The sequence below is a fragment of the Dyadobacter sp. genome, from assembly GCF_039919315.1.
GTDB lineage: Bacteria > Bacteroidota > Bacteroidia > Cytophagales > Spirosomataceae > Dyadobacter.
The window spans coordinates 1-23,196 of record NZ_JBDSFX010000094.1; the positions used below are offsets into that span (position 1 = coordinate 1).

Here is a 23,196-nt window from a genome sequence, read left to right on the forward strand (position 1 = left end):
ATAATGAACATTTTAGGCGCATTAGTTGCTTACTGCTTCTTTCCCAAAAAACCGTCACTTAATATTCAAAAAGTCAAAACAAACCAACTTTTTCTAACCGCCGCTTAACCCGAATTCACGTTAATTATAAATTTTTGTCTCATTTGAACGTATTTATCTGAAATTTGATAAAACAGCATATATGCACAGGGCAACCCGCTGTGACGTCGTACAGCAGATTGCAGGTCATATAAAAATTATTTCAGAAAATACTCACCGGGGAGGTGGTGAGGCGATGCGCAGGAATAAGACTGGGAAATTCAGCGAAATGCTGTTAAAACCTGCACGGGCTGAAATCCAGTCCATGATAAAAAACAAATGCTTTCTGTTGAAAGTTAGGTAGTCTTTCAAAAAGCTTTTCAGTAAATGTGGGGTTTTGCTTTTGCCGTCGGTCGTACCGTTTTTGACGTGTTTGTCCACATGCGACACCAGGTCGAGGTAGCGGTCACGAGCGGAAACGTCAAGCTTGCACTTTACGTATAAGGTATCATTCATGAGTTGCTGTTCAACGATCTGGTAAAAATCGTCGCCCCGTCGCAACCGGCCTTCGGAAGGTTCCGCTACCTGCCAGTCGGTCTGGTAGGGGATCATAATGGGGATTTTAATGATTGTAAACTCCCCGCTGGAAGTGGGCTGCAAACTCAACTCCCTTTTTCCATTATTTGACGCGCACTCTTCTATCCAATATACCAGGGAAAAACCCATCATATTGTAAAGCAGCAGGCTGCACATCACTATGGGAAAAAGTCTTTTCAATATTGTCCGTTTGGAACTTTGGCTGAATATCCGTTTGCGATTACTCTTTTGGCGCGGTTCCGATAAATGTCCGGGTCGGTTGGCGCGGTGGTAGCCAGCCCGTCTACATAACGATTGAACATACAGAATGCCGCTGCTATGAGTACGGTATCGTGTATATCCCGGTCATCGGCACCATTTGCTTTTGCTTTTTCAATTTGTTCAGGGGTCACATGCTGCCCCCCTTTCTGCACACTTCCGGCAATGGAAAGCAGGGATTTCATCTTTTCCGACAATGATGTTTCTGCGTAATTGCTCTTTACACTTTTCACAAATGACCAATCCTCGTCTTCCAGATATTCGCTGGCAATCGCGCCATGAATATTTTGGCAGAAATAACAATCATTTAAGGAAGAAACATAAGTGCCGATGAGTTCCCGTTCGCCGCGGCTCATTCCTTCGTCTGTCTGCATCAACGCATTCGCAAGCAAGTTCATAGGCTCAGCAGTATGCGGACTGAACAACATGGGACCCAGTATGCCCGGAATACCTTCTTCCAGCTTAATATGAGGCATTTGTATAAAATTTTATATCGGTACTATTTCCTTTTTTCAATCATTCCATTCAGGCCAGATGGCGGCAGACAGTGGTTTTTTCAGCAAGGCCGTACGTCCTTTAAAACTACTACGAAAGATTGGAATTGCAATAAAAGTGACCGCCCAATTACATGTTGCTTTTCGTATACCTGGCATTTTTGAGGCTGTTACCTTTCGTATACCCCCATAAGTTGCTGATAACCTGGCCCACCCGCTACGTTTGTATCGTCCAACAGCGGCGGAGCTTCTTCCGGTCCCAATGTCTGACATACAATCTTATCCATCATTTTTTTATTCATTTTTAAACAATCAGGTTCATGAAAACTTTCAAATTCACATTGCTCATCCTTCCACTACTAGTCTTTTTGTCATCCTGCTCGAAAGACAACGTGGTACCCGTTGAGGAACCACAATCCCTTGCCGGAACGTTCACTGTTGCTGAAACTTCCACCTTCCCCGACGGTCGCACGGACCGTGATGAATATGTGATCACGATCAACCAATCTGCTACCGACAAGAACTACTTCGAGATCGCCAATTTCGCTGGTTTACTGAAAAAGAAAGTACAGGTTTCAGTCGACGGAGACCACTTCAACATTGCCTCGCAGACTTTCCAGGCTGGCAGCAGCAAGATCACATTGGCAGGTTCGGGTACATTGCTCGGTACTAAACTTACATTCGCCTACACCGTACGCGGCGACTTCACCTGGGACGCCAACTGCGTGTCCGACAAACGGTAAATAGTAACAATCAGCTTCACTAGGATATGCCGGAGGTTTTAATTAGATTTCCGGCACCTCTTATTATTTCAGATATGACTCATTATAAGGCAATTGCATTGCTACTAGGGATATTATTCTCTCTGGAAGCCCGGGCTCAGGACAGCAAGCTGGACAGCCTTTTAAAAGCATTGCCGCAATCCCGGGACACGATGAAAGTGAATGTGCTCAATCAGATCAGCAAGCGGTACTGGTACGCCGATCCACCCAAGGCCAGGCATTACGCCAGCGAAGCGCTCAAACTGTCGCGCAATATCCGGTTTGGAAAAGGAGAAGCCCTGGCGTATAACAACATGGGTATAGGCTACTATCTGCAAAACGACTATCCCAATGCGTTGAAATATTTTACAGAATCCATCAAGGCAAACCAGGTGCTCGGAAACCAGAAAGGAATGGGCGATACCTACAACAACATGGGCCTGATCAGCATTAAACAGAGCAATTATCCTCTGGCACTGGATTACTATCTGCTTTCTTTGAAGACTTATGAGGAACGTGGCGACATTCGGGGAACAGTAGGAATTTTGTCCAACATTGGTAACCTCTACGATGACTTGCAGGAATACCCTACGGCTTTGGAATATTATTTCAAAGCTTTAAAGATCATTGGAAAAACACCTATTGAAGACGACGGACTCGGATTGCTGCATAACAACATCGGCTCGGTGTACCTGAACACGAAAAAGTACCCGGATGCATTGAAGTATTTGTCTCTATCACTGAAAACCAGGGATGCCTCGGACGAGCTCGGAAAAGCCATCAGTTTATCCAACGTTGGCCTGGTGTATATGGAAATGAAGCAGTACGCGCAGGCCTTGGATTATTTTTCAAAGGCCCTGCCCATTCAGCAATCCATGGAAGACGATTTCCACATGCTTTCTACATTGGAAGGGCTGGCTCAGATATATCTTTTAAAAAACGACCTGCCTCAAAGCAGATTCTATGCCAGCCAGGGGTTACAGATTGCTCTTAAAATTGACAACAAAAAACGGGCGGCCAATGCTTACCGGATCCTGGCGGAGATTTCAAAGCACGAGAATGACATCAGCGCAGCTTACGAAAATCAGCTTCGTTATTCCCAAACCCGTGATTCGATCCTGAATGATGACAATACGCTCGAAATCGCACGTATGCAGGTCCGCTACGAGAACGAGAAGAAACAGGCAGAGATCAAGCTTTTGAAAAAAGAACAGTCATTTGATCAGCTGATCAGGAATCTGTTCGGCGTCGGATTGCTGTCCTGTGTGGTGATCGCGGGACTGCTTGTGAGCAGGCAGCGGCTGAAAATCAAGGACGAAAAAATACTGGCCGAAAAAGAGCGACAGATCCTGGTGATCGAACTGGAATCCAGAAGCAAGGCGCTCACTACCCATACCCTTAACCTGATCCAGAAAAACGGGATCATGCAGGAGATCAGGGAAACGGTGTCGCTCGCTCTCAAATCACCCACCCGTGATGAAAACAATCCGCTGCTGAACAGACTGATCAAACTCATTGATTACAGTTTTAACCTCGATAAGGACTGGGATGAGTTCAAGCTTTATTTCGAGCAGGTACATCAGAATTTCTTTGTCAAGTTACAGCAGGACCACCCCGACCTCAGTCCCGGTGAAATGCGCCTCTGTGCCTTAATCAGGCTGAATATGAACCTCAAAGAATGTGCGACATTACTAAGCGTATCGCCGGACAGCATTAAAACTGCCCGCCACAGGCTCCGCAAAAAACTCGGCTTATCCGACGAGCAGAACTTAGTAGGTTACTTCACAAGCATTTAACATATCGCCAACCCATTCACCCATCAACAGATCATGACCGACTGGAAAATTCTTGCTATCAAACATTCATGGAGCACCTTGCTGCTCGATTCGGAGGCTGCCGGTGCGCTTTTTTACGAAAAACTTTTTGCGCTGGATCCTTCATTAAGATCTCTTTTCAAACATTCCATCGAAGAGCAGTCCAAAAAATTAATGGATATGCTTACCTTAATGATCGTTAATCTGCAATCTATGGACAAGATTAAGGAGGAAATAAATGCGCTTGCCAAACGTCACGAGCAATACGGAACGCGTCCGGAACATTACCAAACGCTCGGGATTGCGCTCATGCAAACTCTGGAAATTCAGCTGGCAGATCAGTGGAGCCCAGAGTTGGCCGAGTCCTGGCAGGAAGTTTATACGATCTGGACCGAAGCCATGATTCATTGAAACAACATTAGCCATCAAAAATAAATAGTCTCAAAAATGGAAATTACTTACAGCTTCGACCAGATTCCGACCGCCAGGCAGGTCATTGAACTCTATAACGCTTCCGGCCTACCCCGGCCAACCCATGACGAAAAACGTATTCAGCAAATGTATGAGAACTCGAACCTGGTCGTCACCGCCTGGGATGGGGAACAGCTTGTGGGCGTAAGTCGCTGCATTACCGACTGGGTGTGGTCGTGCTACCTGGCTGACCTGGCCGTAAGTCCCGATTACAAAAAGAGTGGGATCGGTAAAAGGCTCATTGAACTGACCAAAGAAAAAGTCGGCAAGCAGACGATGGTATTGCTACTTTCCGTCCCTACCGCGATGGAATATTATCCCAAAGTAGGATTTAGTAAAGAGGACCGAAGCTTCATTATGTATCGGGAGAAGTAGTTTCCCGGGCTTTTGCCGACCTACTTAGCCGTAGCCAGTACTTCACGTACACTTGTCCAACCTATGGCAGGATAGCGGTCGTTGTCCAACGGTTCCAGTTTTGGCAGGCCGGTGAACATGTCGTGAAGATACTGCATTCCCTGCCAGGCTGGAAATACTTCCTCTTTCTGAGGAAAAACAGTTTTAGTAATTTTGATCATCGTACTCAGACCTCCTAACCCGCCCAATCGTAGTGTACGGAATTGTTTTCCAAATGCTTCCAGGGCCGATTTTTGCAATCCCCTGATCGTACTTACCTCCCCGGCAATGCGTAGAAAACGGGGAGTTGTGGGATCCAGTGCCGCCGATGCGGTAAAAGCAGCCGTATTTTCCATCGTTGTAAAATCCAGAGGCTGATCAGCATTACCCCAATACAATACCAGTTTCGGCCCCGAAAGCACAACAGGAGCTTGCCCGGTGAGTAAGTCCGTAAACATTCCATTGAGAACAGACGTGGCTGCAATAGGTGCCTTATCCACAACCTCGGCAAACTCGCGACGGAGATCCAGGTTCCGGTTCGAGCCGGGTACCAGTTTTGTAAAATCAATGCAATAATCGGAAGGAATAAACCGCGGAACACCGGCGTCCACCGCCGCCCATAGCAACCTCGACTGCACATCCACAATCACCTCGCGAAGCCCCGACAACGCGGATACCACACATGACCCGCCTGCGCAAGCCTGGGTCAGATCCGATATGCTGCCGAAATCCACCTCTACCACGGCACCACCTTTTTCCCGCAGCGCGTTGATCTCGATGGCAGTACTTCTTTTCCGAACCAACAATCTTACCGCCCCACCCCGTTGCAGAATATGATGCGCAATGCGCTGTCCCAGGTGCCCGGTCGCGCCTGCAAGAACTATTGGCTTATTGATTGTAACACTCTGATTTTTAAATTCCTCCTGGGTTTGTTCTGTATTTGCGCTCATAATTAGTTAATGTCATGATCTGGCGTTATGCCACTTGTGAGGCAGGGTTTGCCAGTCATATCATTAGCTATAAATATCATTCCCCGGGGTGGGCTATTCGCTTCTTAAAGTTTTTACCGGGTTCATTAATGCGGCTTTGATACTTTGATAGGAAACAGTGAGCAGCGCGACAAGCAAAGCCACGAGCCCGGACAAAGCAAAAACCCACCATTCAATGTCAACTTTATAAGCGAAATCCTCTAACCAGCGGTTCATTCCATACCATGCCACCGGTGAAGCGATGAAAATGGCGATTAGGATCAGTATCAGAAATTCGCGCGACAACATGCCCGTAATGCTCATGACAGAAGCTCCCAGCACTTTCCGGATACCAATTTCCTTCGTACGCTGCGCCGCAGAAAAAGTCGCGAGGCCAAAAAGACCCAAACATGCGATCACGATGGCGATGAATGTGAAATAAATGACAATGTGGGAAGTACGCAGCTCTTTGTCATACCTTTTCTGAAAACCCTCGTCCAGAAAAGAATACAAAAAAGGAGTACCGGGATTCAGCTTGTTCCACGATTTTTCAAGACTGGCAATAAGGCTGGTATAGTCGGTGGTTTTGACGCTGGCGATCAGATACCGGTGTTTATCGGTAATGGAGGTGGTCAGTGCGTAAGGCTTAATGGTCTTGTGCAGGCTTTCAAAATTGAAATTTTTGACCACACCTACGATTTGCATGCTGTTCTTCTGATTATTCAGCTCGAAGTAAACATTTTTCCCGATCGCGGTCTGGACATTATATCCTAGCTCCTGTACCGCTGCCTCATTGAGAATGATACTGGTTGAATCGGCCTTAGAATTTTGCAAAAATGTCCTTCCTGATACCATTTTAAAGCCTAATGTCTCCATGTAGTTGTCTTCAACCGTAGCGAAGTGAATGTCAACCGCCTCGTTGATTGTTTTGTTTTCAGTGTAAAAAAGAAGGTCCTCCACGGTTTCCACACCAGGGTGCGAAGAGCCGCTGGAAGCTGCTACTATATCCGGATTCGAGAGCATCTCATCTCTCAAAACCGTGAAATTATTCGCAGTCTCATTGTTTTTCAGCGGAATAACAATTTTTTGTTCCTTGTTAAATCCCAGGTTTTGATTTTGAACAAAGGACAGCTGTTGCCAGATCACTACCGCGCCCAGGATCAGGATAATGGAAATGGTAAACTGAAAAACGACCAACCCTTTGCGGATACCGACCACCGAAATGCTATTAACAAGTTTGCCTTTGAGCACGCCGATCGGCTTAAAGGACGACAGGTAAAACGCAGGATATAAGCCAGCAAAAAGACCCGTCCCCAGCGTTATCCCCGCCATCCAGACGAGGAAATCGGTATGTTGTAAAATGCTTAAATGTTTGTCGGTAAGATCATTGAAGACAGGCAAAAACAGCTGAATGAAGGCAAGTGCCAGCACCAATGCAATGACCGACATCATCAGGGATTCGCCTAGAAACTGGTACACCAGCGATTCTTTAAATGCACCCATCACTTTACGGATACCAACCTCGCGTGCCCGTTTTTCGGACCGGGCTGTGCTCAGGTTCATGAAATTGATGCAGGCAATGAGCAACAAAAAAGCAGCAATGGAGCCAAAAATATACAGGTAGGCCATACTCCCGTTCCCCGACAGCTCGTTGCCGATAGCCGATGTGAGGTAAATGTCGGGTACTGCCTGTAAAAACAGCCTTTTGGTAATACCCAGTGCTTTCAAATCCGCCGCGGCATTGCGGTTCATGAATGCCGGTAGTTTAGTTTCAAATACCTGTGCATCAGACCCTTGTTTTAATTTGATGTAAGTATGAAAAAGATTATTTGTCGCCCAGTTTTTTTGCTGCGCCGCCCATCCGCCCAAGTCCGTATTTTGCATGGAAAGCAACATGTGCGCGTCAACGTGAGATTTGTGATTGTCTTTGAAAACACCTGAAATCGTGTAATCAAAGTCACCAAAAAATAAGCCGACCTTAATAGTCTTACCGATCGGATCTGCATTCCCGAATAATTTATCTGCCACTGTTTCAGAAAGAACCAATGTATTAGGTCGGTTCAATGCCGTTTTTGCATTCCCATATTTGAAATCATAGCTCAATATGTCAAACAGCGTCGAGTCCGCATAGTAGCCATTAGGTTCGTAAAATTGCTTTTCAGTTGTTCCGTGGCGGTATTTTAAAAGCATTTTTTCAACACCGGGAAATTTCAGGATACGCGCCGCCGCTTCTACTTCCGGGAAATCATTTTTCAGTCCGGCTGCTACCGGTCCCGCCGCAGCCGACCAGTCTTCCAGTTTGGAAGAAATCGCCACGCGGAACAGGCGGTCGGAATCTTTATGATGTTTATCAAAGCTGCGCTCATCAGAAATGTAGAGAATGATCAGCAGACAGGTGGCAAGGCCCAGTGCCAGGCCAAAAATGTTGATGCCCGCGTAGGTTTTGTTCTTCGCAAGGTTGCGGAAAGCGATTTTGAAATAATTGCGTATCATATCATAGCTTTGAAAAGGATTTGACGCATATTTAGGCTGATTATTTTTCAAAAAACGGGGCTTCATAAAACCCAAAACCTCTGTCCAGTATCGCCAGCGTGCCTTGCGCTCACCGGAGGTTTTGACCTGATAATAAAACTCTTCGTGCAAGTCGCCCTGGATCGTTTCGAGTAAATGCGATGCACATAGTTGTGAAAGCAGCCAATCGGCGAGCCGGGGCGGTTTCAGTTGTTCATTATCGCCGGTTTTCATAGGTTCACAGCCAGTTTAAAAGGATTGACCAGCCGGCTCCAGAAGCTGTCGCGCACTTCCTGAATTTCCTGCAATGTCCGGTGTCCATAGGCAGTCACTTCAAAAAGCTTTTTCCGTCTCCCACCTCGCTCAGCCGTCGGTTCTCCCAGCGTGGCTTTTACCATTCCCTTCTCTTCCAGCCTCGTCAATGCGGAATGAACCTGATTAAGCCTGAGGTCGCGGCCCGTTTGCGTCACGATCTCATGCATCAGCGCGACGCCATAGGCCTGGCCATCGATGACTGCCACCGTTAGCAACACGATTTCTTCAAACTCTCCGAGATAGGTACGTTTCATATTTTCATTATTTCTATTTTTGCTGATAAAATACCTTGCCAGGTAAATTTTTGTTTTCAACCCATTGAAAATAAGAGCATTATAGCAAAATAAACGAACACAGCCTGTCCGATTCTGGACAGGCTGTGTTCGTTTTAAAAAAAGGCGCAAGAAAAACTCAGGAGAACATTACTAACATATCGGATAGTCCATTGACCGAATGCATGGAAGCCGTTTGGTCCAAAGTAACCTGCCCCACTTGGGCAGCCCGGGCCCGCATTTCCGTTTCATAATGTGCAATAGCAGCATGCAGATCGGGAAATGTATCGCTGGTGAGGCATGCGCTCAGTTCCAGCGCGTCGAGCATGGCCATGTTCACACCCTCACCTGCGTACGGGGGCATCAGGTGTGCGGCGTCGCCCAGCATTGTGAGGTTAGGCAACGGCTCCCAGGTCTGATCCAGCGGCATACAATACTGCGGACGCGGAATAAAGCGCGGTTCAGCATTCTCGAACAGTTCCTGCCAGGCAGCATCCCAGCCGGAAAACTCTTCTTCAAACCATTTACAAACCTGTGCTTTATCATTGAAATCGATCCCGCTAGTGGCTACCCAATCTTCCTTGGTATTACAGCCCGTGTAAAATACCAGGCTCCCATCCCCTTTCGAGGCGACAATGATGGACTTTTCGTCTCCAAGGGCAAATATTTTTCCTCCGTTCAACAGCTTGTGCATGACGGGAGCTGCATTTTGAGAATCGTAGACAGCTCCTTCCACTACCGTAAGACCAGCAAAAAATGGCTTGATCGGTGTGATTAGAGGCCTGATTTTGGAATTGGCACCGTCTGCTCCTACTACAACGTCGGCTATGGCTCGTGTCCCATTCTGAAATTCGAGCGTCCAGGCATTCCCGGTTGGGGTAAGTGATACTATGTGGCTATCCCACACCACCGTTCCGGGTTGTAGTGATTCCAGCAAAATCTTTCTCAGCGGCCCGCGGTCAATTTCCGGGCGGTATACCTCGCCCTCTGAGTTGAAATCGTCGTCGAATAGGATCGTTGCATGCTTATCAACGATACGCATTTTGTCTGCCCCCGGCCGGTAATTGGCCCTGAAAGCTTCCATCAGTCCTGCTACCTCCAAAGCTTTCAGTCCCGAATCTTCGTGGAGATCCAATGTAGCACCCTGTACCCTTACGTCCTTGTTCAGGTCTCTTTCGTATACTTTCACGTTCGCACCCTTCCTTTGCAGCAGCCTGGCGAGTGTTAATCCACCCGGGCCTCCGCCTACAATGGCTATTTTTTTGTTTTTAATGACATTCATTTTCGTCAATAATTATGTTTTTCACATTATTTGAGCATCCCTTTGATCACGGCTTCACAGCAGTCCGCCACCAACTTTTCCGTCACGATCTGCTTCGGTCTGTCCAGGTGCTCGAAGTATTCGTTGACCAGGTCCAGAACCGGGGAAAATAACAAAGCCCGATGCGCCTGATTGGGCAAATCATGGATGATATCTGCCTCCACCTGACTTCTCAAAAACCGGTGAACAGGTACGAAAAACTGCCCTTCCGCAATGTTACGCGCCTGAAAAGCCCTGTTAAGCAGCGGAGAAGATTTCCCGTATTGCATCAGCGCGAATGACTGCCTGTTTTCTTTGAAGTACTCGAAGATATTCCGCCAGATCTGCCTTACACCTGCCGCAAAATCCGCGTTTTCGTCAAAATCCGTCAGTACCGCCTTTTCATAAACGCCTAGCACCTCATCAATGAAAAGTTTGACTAGAAGGTCCTCCTTGTTTTCGTATTTAATGTAAATGGTACGTGGTGATACATTCGCGGCTTTCGCCAGTTTTTGCATACTCAGGTTTTCCAGGCCTTCTTCCAAAATGATTTTCAGCGCAATGGTGCGGATGGCTTCTTCTTTTTCCAGATTTTTCGGTCTCATTGGATTCAACACCTGACGGGATGCGATGATCAAGTGTTGATACAAAGTAAGTAAATGTTTATTTACTAATCAAATATTTATTTTAAATCGGCAAAAAAGGAATGACCGTATATGGTCAGACGGCATGGTTTTTGTAAAATTGATCTTACAATACCAAATGCATTAACCCCGAAAATATGAAAAAGACGCTCCAAATAGCCAATATCCTGGCCCTGGTCATTACATTAATCGTTAACTACCTTTCCAGTACAGGCATTTTCAATGGCAACACGATGGCTACCGTTTCGGCGCGGTACCAGAATTTTTTCACACCTGCCGGTTACGCATTTTCTATCTGGGGGGTAATCTATCTGGGATTAGCTGCTTTTGTCATTTATCAAAGCAGGGGACTTTTCAATGATAAGCCTGTTCATTCCATTGTTGAAAAAATAGGTTGGCTTTTTGTTGTTTCCTGCGCTGCCAATTCGGCCTGGGTTTTTGCCTGGTTGTATGATTTCACAGGTCTTTCTGTCGTCATTATGGCTGTTCTACTCTCGTCATTGCTGCTCATTATGTTTCGTACGAGAATGGAAATGGACTTACTTCCAGTGAAAAAAATAGCGCTGACGTGGTGGCCTTTTGCATTTTACCTGGGCTGGATCACCGTTGCGATCATTGCAAATTCCGCAGCATACCTCACGAAAATCCAATGGGATGGCTTCGGGATAGCCGATACCACCTGGACGATCATCATGCTATGCACGGCCGGGATCATTTTTGTGGCATTAACCTGGATCCGCAATCTGAGGGAATCCTCACTGATCGGGATTTGGGGATTGGTAGCGGTAGCAATCGCGAACTGGAACGCCAGCCCGACCATTGCCTACACCGCCATCGCTGTTTCTGTGATCATTCTGTTGAGTACCTCCATTCATGGCTACCGCAACAATGGCAGCCATTTCCTGGAAGAAACGCAGAGAGGGTAGTTTTGAGAGTCATTTTGAGAAACCCATTTCATAGATCCAGACCGTCCGCATCGATGGTCAGGATCTCGCTCATATAGTCAAAAAATGGTCGCATGTTCTTGAATGTGAGATTGGCCTCGCTCAGGAAAGCAGGGCTAAGTATCTGCGCATCCGTAAATTTCCGGCTTAGCAGGAATTGCTTGTAACGTAGCAGATCAATCGCCTCATCATTGGCATCAAAACCTTTTGGCGTTGTTTTCAGTTGCTCGCCACCCAGTGTGCCAAATGTGGAAACGAATGACTTACTCTTCAAAATCTTCCTCAATGGCTCGGGGTCAAAGCTAATATCGTCCCGAATGCGTTTCATATCCTGCGGATTAGGGGCCCAAAAACCACCCGCGATAAAACTGTTGCCCGGTTCAATGTGAAAGTAATACCCTCCCCTGCGTTGCCCGGTGGCCCGGGAGAAGCCTCCGCTCCAATTGGTCTTGTATGGCGTTTTATTAGTCGAAAAACGTGTGTCGCGGTAAATGCGCTGCAAGCTCTTCTTACCCGATGGCGTCTCAATCAGATCGTGAACATTCAGTTCTGCCAGCAGCATACCGGCAAAGTTTTCAATGTGGTTCTGCTCTTCAATGAATTCGTCCTTGTGTGCATTAAACCAATCGCGGTTGTTGTTTTGCCTCAATGACTTTAAAAATTCCAGGCTGGATGCCGGAATATGTGTCTGATCTGACATGTTATTGTTTGTAATAGAATGGCTCGGTATGGGTCCCGAATTTAGCTAAAAGGGTTAATACTACCCATAAGCTGCCTGCCTGATATCTCACTGGAATCAATATGGCCATTGATAACACCCCTGTAATCGAGTGCCGACAGCCGGTCTTTGCCGAGGTAAAAAAATGAAATCGTAGAGCGTGGTTTACCGATGTTGAATGCTTTGGACCCTGTTTCAGGATAAGCGTCGATCAGCTTCTTCAAGGTTTCCCAGTCGGTAAATTCCAGACATTTCAATGTAAAGCGTTCGTCATCCCCTTCCCAGCTCAGGTACAAAAGATAGTGCTGGCCAGAAGCAATTTCAAAGTAAAAATTAAATCGCCTGTGATTCGCATAGGCGCTGGAAAGTTGCAGTTCGGTTGATTCAAAAAAGTAAGCTTTTATCTCTTCACGCAAGTAGTTGAGTGCATCCATTCGTATCGATCGTGTCAGTTCTAGGAGTCGGTGTTATAACAAATATATTCACTGACAACCATAATTGCTTGGTTTTTTTACCACTAAATCAAAGAATTTGCATCTGTCTGCTTTTTGAAATAAATTATTACCGAATTGGTTTCAGATCAGAACCTTACAATCCGACAGCTTACTACACGCGTTACTTCTCTATATTTCGGTTCAGCATGCCAAACAGGTTTTTTCCGGCACTCAGTGTGGCCGCAGTGATTTTGTTCTCCGCTGCCGTTTTCCGCCCCGACGCGGTAAAGAAAATGAATGCAGCCCAACAAGCAGGACGGATTTATCAGGAAGAAATGCACCGGCTTGACTCGATGCTCGCGGCCTACCCTGCATATTTTATGGATAGTAGCTACACCGCCCGGATTACCGTATACACCGATTTGGCACGTCAGTTCAAGCGTGTCGAACTCTTCCTTTTGTATTTTCATCCCGACAAAGCCTACACCTCGATATGGCAGCCGATCCAATCCACGAAGCAGCCAGCCGGGCCACCATTGCCTGATAACTTCCTGATAGCCGGGCCATTTGGCATCGATGCCGATTCTATTGTAGCCAAAGCCAGCAAGTCGAACCGTGATTTTGAGAAAATGTTCATTACCAGGGCGTCCGCCAAATTCCGGACGACGATGGCCGAGATGCAATATGACAAAGACATTTTGCAAATAACGGACAGCCAGGTCATGGAGGCGCTCAAACTGCAATTGTTCAATATCAGCAGTGTGGGCCTTGGTAATGGTGATTTCCAGCTAAATCCAGTCAACCTGCCGTGCGTCCAGGCTGAAATGCAGGTTTGGAGTAAAGTAATGAATGTATATCTGACGCAGCTTCCGAAATCTTCCGGAAAACTCAGAAAACAGGTTGAACATCTACTCGACAAGACCGAAAAATACCTTGCTACTCACACCGATTTCGACACATTCGACAGAATGGAGCTGCTCACGCAACATCTCAATCCATTAGCCACACAATTGGGAACGGTCAGGAAAACACTGAACATTCCTTCCAGTACCCGTTTTGCAGCACTAAACCCGGAAGCCAACGGGTTGTTCGACGCCGATATTTTCAATTTGTCCTTCTTCATGCCCGATAGCAGCACTACGCTTTTCAAAGAACGTTCGGAACTCGGCAAGATCCTTTTTTTCGATCCCGTTCTATCAGACAACAATGAACGTTCCTGCGCATCGTGCCACAAACCAGAAATGGCATTTACCGACGGTTTGGGAAAAAGTATGAGCTTCACTCTTGATCAGCTACCGCGTAATGCACCGACGGTAATCAACTCGGTTTTTCAATCGACACAGTTCTGGGATTCCCGCGTCAATTCCCTTGAAGATCAGGCGGATTCTGTAATTATGAACCCTAATGAAATGCACGGAACCTCGTTCGAGATCGTCGCGGACCGCCTTAACGCCAGCGAGGAATACATCAAACTATTCAACAAAGCATTTCCTGAAACGGTTAAACAAGGGATTTCCCGAAAACACATTAAAAGCGCCATTGCTTCGTACGAAAGAACACTAACAGGCCTCAACTCACGGTTTGACAAATATATGAGGGGTGAAAAAACTGCTTTAAGTACGCAGGAAATCAACGGCTTCAATGTCTTCATGGGTAAAGGTCGCTGTGGAAGCTGCCATTATGCGCCACTGTTCAACGGTACCCTGCCACCCCACTTTGCAATTTCCGACCACCGCAGTCTCGGCGTTCCGGTTAAAGACACGATGAGCAAGTATGAGCTGGATACCGACATTGGTTTGCAGCATTCCAGTAGCAATCCATTGTTTAAGGCTTCATTTAAAGTCCCAACAGTAAGAAATGCAGCGCTGACCGCACCGTATATGCATAACGGAGTTTACCAGACGCTGGATCAGGTGATGGATTTCTATAATCATGGTGCAGGCAATAAATTTGGATTCAGAATCTTTCTTTCCATTCTGCCGGACTCACTGAACCTGAGCCAAACAGAAAAAAGGGATCTCATTTCATTCGTTCATGCGCTCACGGACACGTCGGGCACCACTACGAGGCCCAGGTATTTACCAGAATTAAAAGGCAAACATGCCGCATTGAACGATCGGATTATTGGTGGTAAATTTTAACTATATATGCGCCCATCACTACTAAATGGCAGATGTATTTTTGCAGTCGGACTAGTCGCTCTGGCCGTACTAGGATTTGTTTATCAAGACTTTATCATTGGTCGCCCACTAGCCTGGCCGTACATTAATAATCTGAACCCCGGCCTCTCTTACGTATCCAATGCCATCGTAATCCTCGTTTCGATAGCGATCTTCGCGAAACAGAGAGGTAAAACTGCTGCATTCGTCATCGCAGGACTGATCTTGCTGCTTTCGCTGAGCAGGCACCTTACCAATTCCATGCAGGATTGGTTGAATACCTACAAAACGCTTGCATTCATAGGCGGTAGTGTCATCGTCGCGGCTTCGTTTGAGGCCGATCGTAAAGCACAAAATCTGTTGATATGGGTAGGGTCTGTTTGTCTCGCCATATTTTTCATCGCCTCAGGATATGCCCATTTCAAATTTGCAGATTTCGTGACCGGCTTTATTCCGGCGTACATTCCTTTTCATGTGTTTTTCACTTACTTTACAGCCGTTTCACTGCTCGCGGGAGGCATTGGAATACTCATTCCCGCTGTGAGAAAATGGGCTGCATTGTTATCGGGCGTGATGCTGGCCGGTTGGTTTTTATTACTGCACATTCCCCGTTTTTGGGCGGATCCTAGTGACATGAGTGACCGCATGGGGCTTTGTGAATCGTTTACTTTTGCGGGTATTTTCTTCCTGCTCGCTGCCATTTCCGAAAAAAGCAACACCACATTCAGCCGCTAAATTGGGTAGTTCATTCCGTTCGTTTGAATGTTGATTTCTGTTTTTCAGCATCGGGCAAGTGAATGTGTAGGTTTGGGTCACTTATTCGACACCAACACTGATCTACAAGCTATGCTCACAACCTCTGCCATTTTACTGACGCTGTTTATTCTCAATCTCGGAACTGCCTTTGGTGCAGGTCTTTACGAAACGGTTATTATCCTTCCAAAATGGTTCCCCAGGTCTCTGAACGCAGGCTACACTGTCGACACCACAGCCATGCGGGAAATCGATTCAGGGCGAAAGTTCTGGGGAATGGTGACAACTATGCCACTTACATTGCTCACATTTGCCAATTTGTATTTTGCCGCCCAGTCCCCACACCCGGCCCATGACTGGTGGGTCGCTGCCGCATTGCTCACCCTCGTGGAAAGGATCAGTACGTTCACATTCTTTATCCCGACAGCCATTAAATTACAAAACGCTGAAACTTTAACGCCAGCGCGAATCCACGGAATGGTTTCGCGCTGGGTAAAGCTCAACTCGATCCGCTGCACATTGAACCTGTTAGGCTGGATCCTGGCCATCGAAGCATTGGCGCTTTATTTTTGAGAACAGGGAGTCACTACTTGCCTGTTCTCCTTCCATACCTTCCCCATTTGCAAAACCACTGAAAGCATAATTAGCCCTAATCCCAAATAAAATGCGGACGTCAGTTCCTTATTTTCCTGGTAGATCAAAATTGCCAGGATAATGGTGTAAACCGGTTCCAGATTGAGGCTCAGATTGACCGTAAAGGCAGAAATCCTGTTCAATGCCTGCGTTTGCAGCATGTACAACAACACCGTGCAAAATAATGCCAGCACAACCAGATAACCCAGGTCGGACGATGAAGGGATCATTGATTTCACTGGAAAAAAGTGAATGTACAATGGCATTAATAGGGCAAGGCCAAGCGACCCGCCGATCATGGAATATACGGTAACAGTCTCACTTTGATGCACATGCGCCAGCCGCTCATTGGTAATGGTGTACAATGCGCCTAGCATGGACGAGATAACACCGAGCGTAATGCCGGCTCGGTTCTGTGAATCAAAACTAAAAATAAGTAGGATCCCAGCCAGCGTTAACAAGCTCAGCAACAGCTCTGAAATGACCCATTTTCGTCTATTAATGAGCGGTGAAAATATCGCCGTGAAAAACCCGGCCAAAGAGAAGCAAACCACGCCCACCGAAATGTTGGAGTATTTGATACTCCCATAGAAAAACAGCCAATGCAATCCCAACAGAAAGCCCGCAAGCGAAATTCGTCCAAAGTCCCTGAAAGTGACGGGTTGGAGCTTTTTGGTCGCGGCCAGGATCACCACCAGTAAAATGGCTGCGAGACAGATCCGGTACCAGGCCAGCAAGCCCTCGTTTAATGTGATTAATTTCCCAAAAATCCCGGTAAAACCGGCGAGTACTATGGCTATATGTAGTTTAATGAAAGCCTTTTTCATTTGTATCATTGCTCAAATAAAGGTTTGAAAAATAGCAGTGCGCTGGCCGAAACTTGTGGATACGACAGCGCATGCCGGGTTAAACAAGCCCCTGAGGGCGCCCAGCCAAACAACCTTGATGACAAATGGAAACAGGCAATAGCAGTATACCTTCCCGAAAATCAGGAAGATCACATTGAAATATTCCGGTCGTTTAGCTTAGGCAGCTACCGGAGGAGGAAGGATACAGGAGAAAAAGGTAACGATGTGCATACAATTGGTTTTTTTGCAAAAATAAAACAAGTTTCGGGACATCACTTCATCCGAACATACTTTTCAATATTCAACCGGTCCACACCCGCGCTCACGACTTTCTCCACGCCTCGCTGAACCAGGGTGTCGTTCTTGATTTCAATGGTAAATGGAAAGTCACTTCCCTCCCATTCACGGGCCGTGCAATATTCCAAATGTTCGGAGTACGTGCTGTCTTTCAGCGAGTAGGTGCCCCCACCGGAAGAAAACGCTGCTGTGGAGTCTTTGCCTTTGTTCAAATCGTGCTGTAAAAAAGCAAAGTGGGTATCATTGATAATTTTAATGAAGGAAGTATTTTTGGTATAATCTGTAATGGTCGTATCCCCTTTTTCGATCAGCGTGCCGGTGATCAGTTTCCAGGTTCCCGTAATGGGCAATTGGTCATCCTTTTCAGCATCGGTAGCTGTTTTTTCACCGCAGGATAACAGCGATAGCATGATAAAAAAAGTGCCGGCAATCGTTTTCATGCCATATTGCAATTGGATGCGAGACATTGAGGTTAGGGTTATGTATTGGATAAAAAGCAATTGCAAGTAACCATTTACTGGCGGATTTATACGCAACTGCCAGTCCTGATTTTTGCTATTTTTAATTCCCAGTCCTACCTGAACCATTTAAATGACATTACCCTAACCCATTATTTAAAATTGTGATGTGCCAAAACTTTCCTATTTCCCGAAGAGATTTTCTGGCCGGTACCGGCGCAATGCTGCTGGCAAGCCACATTCCCTTACTCGCAGAATCGGCGGACGAACCCATTATCGACATTCACCAACATACTGATTATGCCGGCCGTACCCACGAACATTTGCTGGCGCACCAGCGTAGGATGGGGATTTCTAAAACCATCCTGCTGCCTGCCGGGACACCCGCTTTTGGCATGTCGACGCACCAGGGCAAAACCAATGGGCTGCAAGCCAAATGTTCGGGTAATTATGTGTGTTATGCGATTTCACAAAAATATCCCGGCGAATTCACGTTCGGGGCTAATGAGGTGCCCGACCTGCCGGATGCGGTAAAGGAAATTGAGAAATACCTGAAACTGGGTGCGCCGATGATCGGTGAACTCAAATTCGGTCTGGATTGTGACTCGAAAGAAATGCAAAATATTTACAAGCTGGCAGAGGAATACAAGGTGCCGGTGCTGATGCACTGGCAGTTCCAAATGTTCAATTACAATTTTGAACGCTTTCCGAAAATGCTTGAAAAGTACCCCAAAGTCAATTTTATCGGCCACGCGCAGACCTGGTGGGCTAATATTGATAAAAACCATACGGACCAGAACGTGCTTTATCCGAAAACCAAAGTAACCAAAGGCGGCCTCACCGACCGGCTGCTCAGCGACTACGCGAATATGTACGGCGACCTTTCGGCCGGATCGGGGCTGCTATCGATGACGCGGGACGAAGACCATGCGACCGATTTCCTGACCCGCCATCAGGATAAGTTGCTTTACGGAAGTGATTGTGATGACATTGCAGGCAGCGGGAAAGCCTGCCAGGGTTCTCAGACGATTTCAGAGATCAAAAAACTGGCTTCTTCTAAAAAAGTTGAAAGAAAGCTATTATATGAAAATGCAAAGCAGCTTTTCAGATTGTAAGGATCTAAACCACCAACCGATGAGAACGCAGATACGCCTTTTACTTTTGATTGCCTTTCTTTTTTCGGTTAGCACCGCATTTTTATCATCCTCTCAAAAAGAGCCCGCAATAGTGTCCATCGAAGGTGGCAAAATTTCAGGCTTACTCACTACCGACGGTAAGATCAATATATATAAAGGCATTCCATTTGCGGCTCCACCTGTCGGAAATCTTCGCTGGAAAGCGCCACAGCCCGTTATTCCCTGGTCCGGTGTTCGTAAATGCGAGGCGTTCGGAGCTAGTCCCATGCAGGGAAGCCCAGCCCCGTTCAGCATGTGGAGTGCTGAGTTTTTGATCGCCAAGGAACCGATCAGCGAAGACTGCCTCAACCTGAATGTATGGACCGACAATGGTAAAAAAAGTGGCAAACCGCGTCCTGTTATCGTATGGATTTACGGCGGCGGATTTGGCAGCGGCGGTACTAGCTGCGCCATTTACGACGGTGAGGCAATGGCAAGAAAAGGTGTTGTTTTTGTAAGCATTAATTACCGGGTAGGTCCTTTCGGCTTTTTTGCACATCCCGAACTCACCGCCGAATCCGGGAAAAATGCCTCAGGGAATTACGGGCTCCTGGATCAGATCGCTGCTTTGCAATGGATCAAAAAGAACATCGCACAATTTGGCGGCGACCCTGCCCATGTCACCATTGCCGGACAGTCCGCCGGATCGATGAGTGTGAACTGCCTGGTCGCATCGCCTTTGGCCAAAAACCTCTTTAACAAAGCCATTGCTGAAAGTGGAGCAGGTTTCGCGAGACCGTACCCTAGTTTACAAAAAGCCGAAGAAAGCGGCTTGGCTATGGCGAAGGCACTGAATGTATCCAGTCTGGCCGGGTTACGCAATGTACCTGCGGAGGATATTCTCAAAAAGACACAGGCGATACGCGGACCGATTGTGGATGGCTATGTATTGCCAGCATCCATTGCGGATATTTTTGCAGCGGGTAAACAAAATGATGTGATTTTATTAACCGGCTGGAATGAGGACGAAGGGCTCTCCGGAAAACCCAAAAGTGCTGCTGATTATCAGCAGCAGATCAAAGAGCAATACGGTAAGCAAGCCGATGAGCTGCTGAAATTTTATCCGGCCAATACCGAGGCAGAAGCGACTTTATCTCAAAACAGAATGTCCCGCGATATGACTTTCGGGGCACAAAATTATGCCTGGGCAAAAATCCAGAGCGATGCGGGCAAGAAGGTTTACCTATACCGTTTCGACAGAAAAGTCCCTGCCACGGGCGAATATGCCCAATATGGCGCATTTCACACGGCCGAAGTTGCCTATGCATACGATAATCTCCGCGTTATCAACCACCAGCTCCGGCCGTTAGAGCCGGCCGATGATAAGATAGCGCACGACATGTCGTGGTACTGGGCCAATTTTGTCAAAACCGGGAATCCCAACGGGAACGGACTTCCTCAATGGCCACTGTATGATGCGAAGGAAAAACAGATCATGGTGATCGGTAAGGGTGCCCGGGCTTTGCCCGATGCTACCTCCCTGGACTTCCTTTTGAGTGTGATAAGTAACCGATAACTAAAAAACAGTACCGATCGCCGGATCACTTTGTAACCGTGGCACTATATTTTTATCTGCTCAGGTAACATCTTACACCACGCAGTTAAAATACAAAGAAAGTGAAAACGATTTATCTGGCAGACGACGACGAAGATGACCGAATGCTTATTCGCGATGCGATTGAGCGCGTCATCGACGATGTGGAAGTGATTGAGGTTGAGGACGGGGAAAAGCTGCTTAGTATGATCAAGGCGCATGGTACCTGGCAACACCCCGTGTTGATTTTAATGGACATGAATATGCCGCGGCAAAGTGGTCTGGAAACCCTCGCTTTTCTAAAATCGATGCCACAATGCGCTCATATTCCAGTGTTGATGATGTCTACCATCTCAAATCAGGACATGATCGATCAGGCCCACGAGCTGGGAATTGATGATTGCCTGATCAAACCGGTGAATGAAGAAGAATTTACCAGCCTTGCCGAAACAGTTGATAACAGCTTTGCGCATTTGACGCCGTTACACAAGCATATTCCAAAGACGCAGGTGACAAGAGGCTGGAATGCAGCCAGGTGGAATAACGAGCTTAGGAACGTCCCGCATTTTGGGTGGAAGACGGCTACCTATTCTAAAAAAAGGTAACCGTCCCCCACCGGATTCATCCAACTTCTGCTACTGATGCGCTGCAAATTTCGCCGGCTGGTAGTCTCCTACCTTGTTTGGAAAGGCAATATTGATCCTGTTATAACTATTAATGGTGATCACAGCCAGCGTAAGATCAATCAGTTCTTCGTCTGAAAACTGTTTGATCGCTTCCTGGTAGATCTCGTCCGGTACGTGCCCGCCCGCGATTTTAGTAACAGCCTCGGCCCAGGCGAATGCGGCACGTTCACGGTCTGAATAGCAGGGTGCTTCACGCCACGCATTCATCAGATAAAGCCGCTGCTCGGCCTCCCCTCTTGCACGCAGGTCTTTGGAATGCATATCCAGGCAATAGCAGCAACCATTAACCTGAGAAACCCTGAAATATACCAGGTTCAAAAGTGACTCTTCCAAATTCGATTTCGACAGATACGTTGCCAAACCGTAGATCGCTTTCATAGCTCCCTGTCCCTTCGCGAAAACATTGATTCTCTTTTCCATTTTTTGTTTGATTGTCAGTGAATATTTGAAATACACCCTCATGGCGAATGAGACTTCGCAAATTGGACAACGGTGACAAAATATTTTTCAAATTATTCACAAACTGCTCACAATCATCCCATCCGAATTTTAGTACGGTTCGGAAACCGGTTTTCTCATTTCATTACATACAGGCTGTGCCTGCTATGATAGTCGCTATACTTTTGGGACATGTTTCACTTAAAACACCGGGGATAACACCCTGGACGTAACAATTATATAGCCATGAGCACCATTGAAATTGAACAGGAACAAGCCGTTTCACCCGTACACATTCTTCAAACCGGCATGAGTTTCTGGCCTGCCAAAACCCTTCTTACCGCTGTCAAACTAGGTCTGTTCACGGAACTGGCCGACGGTCCTCTTTTTGCTTCCGAAATTCAGGACAGATTGAAACTGCACGAAAGGAGCTACTTCGACTTCCTAGATGCATTGGTAGCATTGGGTTTTCTGCAACGTGCAGGAATTGGATTTACGGCCACCTACGAAAACACACCCGAGACTGCATTGTTTCTTGATCGTAACACACCTGCTTACGTAGGAGGCTTGCTGGAAATGGCAAATGACCGCTTGTATCCATACTGGGGCGACCTCGAAGAAGCGCTTCGCACGGGATTACCTCAAAACGAGATCAAACGTACCGGCAAGCCGCTTTTCGAAGCCATTTATGCTGATCCTTCCGGTCTTGAAATATTCCTCGAAGGAATGGCAGGAGCGCAGGTAGGCAACTTTATGACATTGGCGGAAGCATTTGATTTTAGTCCGTACAAGAAGCTTGTCGACATTGGCGGCGCCAATGCATTGCTTTCCGTTTGCGTAGCGCAACGTCACCCAGCACTGCAATGCCTTTCGGTGGACCTGCCGCCCGTAGCTCCGATCGCTCAGAAGAATGTGGAGAAACTGGAATTGACGCATCGTATTCAGGTAGGTACGCTTGACTTCACATCACAAGCATTCCCCGAGGCTGACGTCATCACGATGGGTAACATTCTGCATGACTGGAACCTGGAAGAGAAGAAAATGCTGATCGGAAAAGCCTACGAGGCACTTCCGGCAGGAGGCGCTCTGGTGGTGATTGAAAACATCATTGACGACGAGCGCAAAGAAAATGCTTTCGGTTTGATGATGTCATTGAATATGGCCGTGGAAACACCGGGAGGATTTGATTATACCCATGCCGATTTTCATCAATGGGCCACCGAGGCAGGATTCCGCTCCACTGCCAAAATACACCTCGCGGGACCTTCCAGCGCAGTAATCGCTTATAAATAGATTTTGGAAG

At 46.9% G+C, this 23,196-nt stretch carries 24 protein-coding genes; 12 read left to right on the forward strand and 12 right to left on the reverse strand.

Annotated features, from left to right (window positions below):
• Window positions 1-252 precede the first annotated feature (252 nt).
• Window positions 253-795: a hypothetical protein gene (locus ABIO93_RS27780; protein ID WP_348073278.1), complete on the reverse strand. Its 543-nt coding sequence runs from the start codon at window positions 793-795 to the stop codon at window positions 253-255.
• Window positions 792-1,349: a carboxymuconolactone decarboxylase family protein gene (locus ABIO93_RS27785; RefSeq protein ID WP_348073279.1), complete on the reverse strand. Its 558-nt coding sequence runs from the start codon at window positions 1,347-1,349 to the stop codon at window positions 792-794. The genes ABIO93_RS27780 and ABIO93_RS27785 overlap by 4 nt, the downstream gene beginning before the upstream one ends.
• Before the next feature lie 338 nt (window positions 1,350-1,687).
• Between ABIO93_RS27785 and ABIO93_RS27790 the strand changes: the two genes are divergently transcribed.
• The 4 genes from ABIO93_RS27790 to ABIO93_RS27805 all read left to right on the forward strand — a co-directional run bounded on the left by ABIO93_RS27790 (window position 1,688) and on the right by ABIO93_RS27805 (window position 4,788).
• Entirely contained in the window at window positions 1,688-2,110 is a 423-nt protein-coding gene (locus ABIO93_RS27790; RefSeq protein ID WP_348073280.1) for a hypothetical protein, read from the forward strand.
• Between the two features lie 74 nt (window positions 2,111-2,184).
• On the forward strand, window positions 2,185-3,924 hold the full coding sequence (locus ABIO93_RS27795) for a tetratricopeptide repeat protein (RefSeq protein ID WP_348073281.1): 1,740 nt from the start codon (window positions 2,185-2,187) through the stop codon (window positions 3,922-3,924).
• Window positions 3,925-3,957: 33 nt separating this feature from the next.
• Window positions 3,958-4,353: a globin domain-containing protein gene (locus ABIO93_RS27800; protein WP_348073282.1), complete on the forward strand. Its 396-nt coding sequence runs from the start codon at window positions 3,958-3,960 to the stop codon at window positions 4,351-4,353.
• Between the two features lie 36 nt (window positions 4,354-4,389).
• Complete coding sequence (locus ABIO93_RS27805; protein ID WP_348073283.1) at window positions 4,390-4,788, forward strand: GNAT family N-acetyltransferase; 399 nt, start codon at window positions 4,390-4,392, stop codon at window positions 4,786-4,788.
• 20 nt (window positions 4,789-4,808) lie between these two features.
• Here ABIO93_RS27805 and ABIO93_RS27810 read toward each other — a convergent pair whose 3' ends face one another.
• From ABIO93_RS27810 to ABIO93_RS27830, 5 genes are all read right to left on the reverse strand, one after another.
• A complete protein-coding gene (locus ABIO93_RS27810; protein WP_348073284.1) occupies window positions 4,809-5,756 on the reverse strand; it encodes an NmrA family NAD(P)-binding protein in 948 nt (315 codons plus the stop codon).
• 93 nt (window positions 5,757-5,849) lie between these two features.
• Window positions 5,850-8,519, reverse strand: a complete 2,670-nt coding sequence (locus tag ABIO93_RS27815) for an ABC transporter permease (RefSeq protein WP_348073285.1) — start codon at window positions 8,517-8,519, stop codon at window positions 5,850-5,852.
• Window positions 8,516-8,854, reverse strand: coding sequence for a helix-turn-helix transcriptional regulator (locus ABIO93_RS27820; RefSeq protein ID WP_348073286.1), 339 nt, complete (start codon window positions 8,852-8,854; stop codon window positions 8,516-8,518). Before ABIO93_RS27820 ends, ABIO93_RS27815 begins: the two co-directional genes overlap by 4 nt.
• Before the next feature lie 157 nt (window positions 8,855-9,011).
• Window positions 9,012-10,154 (reverse strand): NAD(P)/FAD-dependent oxidoreductase, encoded by a 1,143-nt coding sequence (locus ABIO93_RS27825; RefSeq protein WP_348073287.1) that lies wholly within the window; start codon window positions 10,152-10,154, stop codon window positions 9,012-9,014.
• A 26-nt stretch (window positions 10,155-10,180) separates the two neighbouring features.
• Window positions 10,181-10,810 carry a TetR/AcrR family transcriptional regulator gene (locus ABIO93_RS27830; RefSeq protein ID WP_348073288.1) on the reverse strand — a complete coding sequence of 210 codons (630 nt, stop codon included), beginning with the start codon at window positions 10,808-10,810 and terminating at the stop codon, window positions 10,181-10,183.
• Window positions 10,811-10,953: 143 nt separating this feature from the next.
• Between ABIO93_RS27830 and ABIO93_RS27835 the strand changes: the two genes are divergently transcribed.
• Window positions 10,954-11,742: a TspO/MBR family protein gene (locus ABIO93_RS27835; protein ID WP_348073289.1), complete on the forward strand. Its 789-nt coding sequence runs from the start codon at window positions 10,954-10,956 to the stop codon at window positions 11,740-11,742.
• 28 nt (window positions 11,743-11,770) lie between these two features.
• Here ABIO93_RS27835 and ABIO93_RS27840 read toward each other — a convergent pair whose 3' ends face one another.
• Both ABIO93_RS27840 and ABIO93_RS27845 read right to left on the reverse strand, forming a co-directional pair.
• Window positions 11,771-12,460 (reverse strand): DUF2461 domain-containing protein, encoded by a 690-nt coding sequence (locus tag ABIO93_RS27840; protein ID WP_348073290.1) that lies wholly within the window; start codon window positions 12,458-12,460, stop codon window positions 11,771-11,773.
• Window positions 12,461-12,501: 41 nt separating this feature from the next.
• Window positions 12,502-12,912, reverse strand: a complete 411-nt coding sequence (locus tag ABIO93_RS27845) for a hypothetical protein (protein ID WP_348073291.1) — start codon at window positions 12,910-12,912, stop codon at window positions 12,502-12,504.
• A gap of 206 nt (window positions 12,913-13,118) precedes the next feature.
• Here ABIO93_RS27845 and ABIO93_RS27850 point away from each other — a divergent pair, with 206 nt between their 5' ends.
• The 3 genes from ABIO93_RS27850 (at window position 13,119) to ABIO93_RS27860 (ending at window position 16,397) form a co-directional block, all read left to right on the forward strand.
• Window positions 13,119-15,053 carry a cytochrome c peroxidase gene (locus ABIO93_RS27850; RefSeq protein WP_348073292.1) on the forward strand — a complete coding sequence of 645 codons (1,935 nt, stop codon included), beginning with the start codon at window positions 13,119-13,121 and terminating at the stop codon, window positions 15,051-15,053.
• 6 nt (window positions 15,054-15,059) lie between these two features.
• Complete coding sequence (locus ABIO93_RS27855) at window positions 15,060-15,806, forward strand: hypothetical protein (protein ID WP_348073293.1); 747 nt, start codon at window positions 15,060-15,062, stop codon at window positions 15,804-15,806.
• Window positions 15,807-15,917: 111 nt separating this feature from the next.
• On the forward strand, window positions 15,918-16,397 hold the full coding sequence (locus ABIO93_RS27860; protein ID WP_348073294.1) for an anthrone oxygenase family protein: 480 nt from the start codon (window positions 15,918-15,920) through the stop codon (window positions 16,395-16,397).
• Here ABIO93_RS27860 and ABIO93_RS27865 read toward each other — a convergent pair.
• Both ABIO93_RS27865 and ABIO93_RS27870 read right to left on the reverse strand, forming a co-directional pair.
• On the reverse strand, window positions 16,388-17,284 hold the full coding sequence (locus tag ABIO93_RS27865; RefSeq protein WP_348073295.1) for a DMT family transporter: 897 nt from the start codon (window positions 17,282-17,284) through the stop codon (window positions 16,388-16,390). The two genes, ABIO93_RS27860 and ABIO93_RS27865, sit on opposite strands and share 10 nt — an antisense overlap.
• 293 nt (window positions 17,285-17,577) lie before the next feature.
• Window positions 17,578-18,042, reverse strand: coding sequence for a hypothetical protein (locus tag ABIO93_RS27870; RefSeq protein ID WP_348073296.1), 465 nt, complete (start codon window positions 18,040-18,042; stop codon window positions 17,578-17,580).
• A 185-nt stretch (window positions 18,043-18,227) separates the two neighbouring features.
• On the opposite strand from ABIO93_RS27870, the gene ABIO93_RS27875 reads away from it, so the two are divergent.
• The 3 genes from ABIO93_RS27875 (at window position 18,228) to ABIO93_RS27885 (ending at window position 21,374) form a co-directional block, all read left to right on the forward strand.
• Entirely contained in the window at window positions 18,228-19,175 is a 948-nt protein-coding gene (locus ABIO93_RS27875; protein ID WP_348073297.1) for an amidohydrolase family protein, read from the forward strand.
• Window positions 19,176-19,194: 19 nt separating this feature from the next.
• On the forward strand, window positions 19,195-20,751 hold the full coding sequence (locus ABIO93_RS27880) for a carboxylesterase family protein (RefSeq protein ID WP_348073298.1): 1,557 nt from the start codon (window positions 19,195-19,197) through the stop codon (window positions 20,749-20,751).
• 101 nt (window positions 20,752-20,852) lie between these two features.
• Window positions 20,853-21,374, forward strand: a complete 522-nt coding sequence (locus ABIO93_RS27885) for a response regulator (protein WP_348073299.1) — start codon at window positions 20,853-20,855, stop codon at window positions 21,372-21,374.
• A gap of 30 nt (window positions 21,375-21,404) precedes the next feature.
• Here ABIO93_RS27885 and ABIO93_RS27890 read toward each other — a convergent pair whose 3' ends face one another.
• Complete coding sequence (locus tag ABIO93_RS27890; RefSeq protein ID WP_348073300.1) at window positions 21,405-21,875, reverse strand: carboxymuconolactone decarboxylase family protein; 471 nt, start codon at window positions 21,873-21,875, stop codon at window positions 21,405-21,407.
• 264 nt (window positions 21,876-22,139) lie between these two features.
• Here ABIO93_RS27890 and ABIO93_RS27895 point away from each other — a divergent pair, with 264 nt between their 5' ends.
• On the forward strand, window positions 22,140-23,186 hold the full coding sequence (locus ABIO93_RS27895; RefSeq protein WP_348073301.1) for a methyltransferase: 1,047 nt from the start codon (window positions 22,140-22,142) through the stop codon (window positions 23,184-23,186).
• Window positions 23,187-23,196: the final 10 nt, after the last annotated feature.

What these genes read in the sequence shown, in the direction of transcription:
- ABIO93_RS27785 (WP_348073279.1), bottom strand. Translation starts at nt 1,349, where the DNA reads ATGCCTCATATTAAGCTGGAAGAAGGTATTCCGGGCATACTGGGTCCC.
- ABIO93_RS27790 (WP_348073280.1), top strand. Translation starts at nt 1,688, where the DNA reads ATGAAAACTTTCAAATTCACATTGCTCATCCTTCCACTACTAGTCTTT.
- ABIO93_RS27795 (WP_348073281.1), top strand. Translation starts at nt 2,185, where the DNA reads ATGACTCATTATAAGGCAATTGCATTGCTACTAGGGATATTATTCTCT.
- ABIO93_RS27800 (WP_348073282.1), top strand. Translation starts at nt 3,958, where the DNA reads ATGACCGACTGGAAAATTCTTGCTATCAAACATTCATGGAGCACCTTG.
- ABIO93_RS27805 (WP_348073283.1), top strand. Translation starts at nt 4,390, where the DNA reads ATGGAAATTACTTACAGCTTCGACCAGATTCCGACCGCCAGGCAGGTC.
- ABIO93_RS27810 (WP_348073284.1), bottom strand. Translation starts at nt 5,756, where the DNA reads ATGAGCGCAAATACAGAACAAACCCAGGAGGAATTTAAAAATCAGAGT.
- ABIO93_RS27815 (WP_348073285.1), bottom strand. Translation starts at nt 8,519, where the DNA reads ATGAAAACCGGCGATAATGAACAACTGAAACCGCCCCGGCTCGCCGAT.
- ABIO93_RS27820 (WP_348073286.1), bottom strand. Translation starts at nt 8,854, where the DNA reads ATGAAACGTACCTATCTCGGAGAGTTTGAAGAAATCGTGTTGCTAACG.
- ABIO93_RS27825 (WP_348073287.1), bottom strand. Translation starts at nt 10,154, where the DNA reads ATGAATGTCATTAAAAACAAAAAAATAGCCATTGTAGGCGGAGGCCCG.
- ABIO93_RS27835 (WP_348073289.1), top strand. Translation starts at nt 10,954, where the DNA reads ATGAAAAAGACGCTCCAAATAGCCAATATCCTGGCCCTGGTCATTACA.
- ABIO93_RS27840 (WP_348073290.1), bottom strand. Translation starts at nt 12,460, where the DNA reads ATGTCAGATCAGACACATATTCCGGCATCCAGCCTGGAATTTTTAAAG.
- ABIO93_RS27845 (WP_348073291.1), bottom strand. Translation starts at nt 12,912, where the DNA reads ATGGATGCACTCAACTACTTGCGTGAAGAGATAAAAGCTTACTTTTTT.
- ABIO93_RS27850 (WP_348073292.1), top strand. Translation starts at nt 13,119, where the DNA reads ATGCCAAACAGGTTTTTTCCGGCACTCAGTGTGGCCGCAGTGATTTTG.
- ABIO93_RS27855 (WP_348073293.1), top strand. Translation starts at nt 15,060, where the DNA reads ATGCGCCCATCACTACTAAATGGCAGATGTATTTTTGCAGTCGGACTA.
- ABIO93_RS27860 (WP_348073294.1), top strand. Translation starts at nt 15,918, where the DNA reads ATGCTCACAACCTCTGCCATTTTACTGACGCTGTTTATTCTCAATCTC.
- ABIO93_RS27865 (WP_348073295.1), bottom strand. Translation starts at nt 17,284, where the DNA reads ATGAAAAAGGCTTTCATTAAACTACATATAGCCATAGTACTCGCCGGT.
- ABIO93_RS27870 (WP_348073296.1), bottom strand. Translation starts at nt 18,042, where the DNA reads ATGAAAACGATTGCCGGCACTTTTTTTATCATGCTATCGCTGTTATCC.
- ABIO93_RS27875 (WP_348073297.1), top strand. Translation starts at nt 18,228, where the DNA reads ATGTGCCAAAACTTTCCTATTTCCCGAAGAGATTTTCTGGCCGGTACC.
- ABIO93_RS27880 (WP_348073298.1), top strand. Translation starts at nt 19,195, where the DNA reads ATGAGAACGCAGATACGCCTTTTACTTTTGATTGCCTTTCTTTTTTCG.
- ABIO93_RS27890 (WP_348073300.1), bottom strand. Translation starts at nt 21,875, where the DNA reads ATGGAAAAGAGAATCAATGTTTTCGCGAAGGGACAGGGAGCTATGAAA.
- ABIO93_RS27895 (WP_348073301.1), top strand. Translation starts at nt 22,140, where the DNA reads ATGAGCACCATTGAAATTGAACAGGAACAAGCCGTTTCACCCGTACAC.